General features: G+C 53.4%; 1 protein-coding gene and 1 pseudogene. One reads left to right on the top strand and one right to left on the bottom strand.

The genetic code is table 11. The features are described 5' to 3' along the window. Positions 1-2,427, bottom strand: a pseudogene (locus BLU05_RS26065) (hypothetical protein); the annotation flags it as partial. 197 nt (positions 2,428-2,624) lie between these two features. Here BLU05_RS26065 and BLU05_RS25800 point away from each other — a divergent pair. Next, on the top strand, positions 2,625-3,269 hold the full coding sequence (locus tag BLU05_RS25800; protein ID WP_091886916.1) for a LuxR C-terminal-related transcriptional regulator: 645 nt from the start codon (positions 2,625-2,627) through the stop codon (positions 3,267-3,269). Positions 3,270-3,369 lie beyond the last annotated feature (100 nt).

Below are 3,369 nucleotides of genomic sequence, written 5' to 3' on the forward strand. Positions count from 1 at the left end.
CTGACCCCAGGCGGCCATGACAGGTGCGTCAGACGGAACCAGCGCCTTGGCATCCGGGCCATAACCCATGACAGGCACATCAACAGCCGCCACATTGCCGAAGGCTGCCCTGATCCGGTCATTGGCCGCATTGCGCAACAGGCGGCTGTCATTGACCAGTGCTGTCTTGGTCGAGGCATGTGCCTCACCGGACAGGCGGTCAAAGGCAACACGGGCTTCATCGGCGCTCAATATTGCCAACCGATTATACAACGCCAGCGACGGACCACTTTGTGCAAGGCTGTTGAGTGCTATCGCTGTATTGAATTGATTGTCAGTGTTGGCGACCGACGCAAATCCGGGTCCTGGCTTGCCAGGGGTGCCGGGATTACCAGGGGTGCCGGGGGTGCCGGGGGTGCCAGGAGTGCCGGGATTGCCGGGGGTGCCAGGAGTGCCGGGATTGCCGGGGGTGCCAGGAGTGCCGGGATTGCCAGTATCCTTGACTTTAATGTTTAGATCGACCTGCTTCTCCTTCTGGTCCAAGGTGACATCCAGAAATGCCGATTTCGATATGGCTTGGGCAAATTGGCCCTCAATTCCGCCTTGTGCAGTCAGAATCGTATAGGTCTGGCCATTCTGATAGCTTGTCGCAGAATCAAGCGCTGTAACTTGCACATTGACGCCGTTTTCGATGATCGCGTTACCTACAGCATCTTGAACGATCGGCTTACCGTCACCGTCAAACCCGGCATATTTCTTCAAGGTTTCGACGACAATCTTGTCGCTTGCCCCGTTTCCGGCAATATCCGCCTCGTAAATGGAACCACTGGCGAAACCTAGCGTCCCCTTGACGGTCATTGTCCCAATCGACCCTGACGTATCGCCGGGAGCAATAATACCGTCCCTGAGAATTGTTGTGTTACCAAATGTTCCAGAGCCTTCTAGGCGACCAAAAGCGCCGGGAACGCCTCTTGGATCATTCATATCCCTGCCCCACACTTCGACGGAGCTCGTATACATTTCGCTGCCAAGGAAATCCGTGCTTATCTGGCCACTTTCGCCTTCTACGACCAGTGTGCCACTTTTCACTTTGATACGCGTGGGATCAGGCGAAATCGTATCGGTATCTTTGGCTTGCGTGCCGAAATCGCTCTTGAACACAAGCTTGCTGCCGCCATCAACAACGATGCCGCCATAGGTGTTGGTGGCATAGAATTTGGAGAGATCGCCGGTAAGAACTGTCTCGCCGGAAAAGCTCGTGATCACACCATTGCCTATAAGTGTATTTGCAAAGAGGTAACCCGTATTGGTGTGATTGAAATTGAGGTGACCCTCTGTGGAAGAGTCGAACGTGATGACGGCATCCGAGTTTATGTGGCCAGCAGCCTGTGCCTGCAGTGCCTTGGGCTCGTCAAATGCACTTGACATATCGATCTTGCCGCCGATGGTCAGGTTGCCAGCTTTGCCATCACTGTTGCCTTCCAACGCAATCCCACCCCTGACGATAAGGTTTGCATCGTTGGCCACCGAGACATTACCATCTCCGGTGTCACCAATCCGCAATTTACCGGTTACTGTGGCCGACGAGTTCGCTCCACTCACGAAGAGAGTGGCGTCATTGATCGAAGAATTTCCAATTTCGGCGGTGGATGTGGTGAGCGAGCCGCCGTCTTCGACGGTCATATTACCGGCAAGCTTGAACTCACCGGCATTGACCCATTTCGAGTTTTCGCCAGTAACAAGAACTTCAGTACCCCACCACGGTAAAGTTGAACTTGAACCAGATTGACCTGCTATGTCGACTTTTCCAGTCGTGATCAAACCACCGTTCTTGACGGTAACGGTACTGACATTGGGATTGTCCAGTCCCGTTCCCGCATAGAAATCGTCGGTGTTGAGGATGGAGCCAGTGCCCGTCACGATTAACGTGCCGCGTGACAGCTGACCTGCACCCACTATGGTTTCCTTGGCATCCGCCTTGCCACCATTTTCGATAATCAGTGTGCCGTCGCCACCGTAAATGTACAGGGCTGCTTCACCATCGCCGCCGCCGCCAACGTAAAGTGTATTGCCATCATTGCCGAGTCGGCTGACGTTCAATTCAGAGCCAGCTCCGCTAACTGTCACGGTGCCCTGAGAGCCCTTATTACCGGCAATGATCATCCTGTGGTCGACAACGATTTTGGCACCATTTTGAACGGTGGCCGTGGCACCTTTGTTGTTAAGGCCGACAATCAGATCCCCAGCAATATCCAAATTCAGATTTACACTTCCAGCGTCAATAACAGTGTCCTGTTCGGCAGCCAGAACCGGAGTGACACTTGTACCTGCGGCAAGTGCTACGGCTGAGAATGCCAATCCCGAGACAAATCTCGTCCGTACACGTCCCAAAGCCGTCGTATTCAGAAGCGCATGCTTCACTCGTTTTGATCTGATTGTCCCGCTCAAAATACTGCCCCTTGAAGTCTGTAGAATCTGCATATGTCAGGCCGGGCTGCGATATTCAGAGTAAAAGGACTCTCTGACACCGCCTCCCGGCTCACTGATTCAATGTATAGGGAAGAGGCTAGGTGTTGAGCCATTAGTGAAGGTTCACTACAGGCCGCGCCTTGGCTTATCTTTACTGTGACTATAGAAGCTTGCGGATGAATTCTGCGGAGAGAGAGCGTATTATTGTTGCAGACGATCATCCCGTATTCCGGGATGGCTTGCGTTTTGTGCTGCAACGAGTTTTCCCCATGGCAGACATAACAGGCGTCGGCACGATGAGCGAAGTCCTTGAACTTGCTCGAAAAGGAAAGGCGCCGGATACTTTCGTACTTGATCTGCTGTTCCCGGGGATGGCCCCGGACAGATCAATCGGTGCATTGCGGCAAGAATTCATGAGATCATCCATCATTATTGTTTCGATGGTTGATGATCCTGCGACGATCGATATGATCATGGCACAGGGCGCTGATGGTTTCATCGGCAAAACCGTTCCGCCGGAAGAGTTCAGTGCTGTCGTTACTGAAATAAGGAACGGAACCTTTGTTATCAGGCCTCATCCCATCAGCATAAAGGAGCCGCCGCGCAGTTCCGGTGGTCTTTCGACATTGACCCCGCGTCAGCTCGAAGTCTTGCGATTGATTGTTGAGGGAAAATCAAACAAGGAAATCGGCCGTGCGCTCGATATCTCGCCCTATACGGTCAGCATTCATGTCTCAGCATTGTTGCGAACACTCAATGTCGGATCGCGGGCCGCAGCGGCGGTCAAGGCAGCCAGTGTCGGTATTGGCTCGGGCAACTGATTGATGATCATGCGTGGACGGGTTGTTGTTCCGCCTGAAGTTTCAGCGCCAGAATGGTTGAGCGCAGTTCGGCCGGGCGGATGGGTTTTGACAGGATCGG

The organism is Phyllobacterium sp. OV277, from assembly GCF_900104355.1.
GTDB lineage: Bacteria > Pseudomonadota > Alphaproteobacteria > Rhizobiales > Rhizobiaceae > Phyllobacterium.